The sequence below is a fragment of the Heliobacterium chlorum genome (assembly GCF_014502795.1).
GTDB lineage: Bacteria > Bacillota > Desulfitobacteriia > Heliobacteriales > Heliobacteriaceae > Heliobacterium > Heliobacterium chlorum.
This window is the reverse complement of record NZ_JACVHF010000200.1, coordinates 1-342: the sequence shown is the minus strand read 5'-3', so window position 1 is coordinate 342 and position 342 is coordinate 1. Positions and strand designations below refer to the sequence as shown.

Annotated in this window: 1 protein-coding gene; it reads right to left on the bottom strand. The window is 25.1% G+C overall.

Annotation, left to right across the window (positions count from 1 at the left end; all coding sequences use genetic code 11):
- Positions 1–342, bottom strand: a 342-nt coding sequence (locus H1S01_RS21005; protein ID WP_188042203.1) for a replication initiation protein, incomplete at both ends; no start/stop codon positions are given.

Sequence of the window (342 nt, the reverse complement as noted above, 5' to 3'; positions counted from 1 at the left end):
ATCTAAGCGTTCTCTAAAATCATCAATTTGTATTTTAAAATAACCTGTATGCTTATATTGTTTTAGGAGTCTAAACATATTTTTAGAATAGGTAGATTTAAGGTGTGTCATTTCTTTTAATTCAAATTTAGTGAAATCTGCTGTTATCTCGTTTAAAACATGTTTTAATTTAGGATTAATACTAACGATAAGTTCTTGTGTATCTACATTAACTTCATAACCAGTAAATAATACAAATTTTTTAAATGATAAACCACTTCGTTCTGTGTAAGTTAAACTTAGCAATTTATCATAAACATGTTCTAAATCTTTAACAAATCTTTTTTGAGAACGGTGATAGTA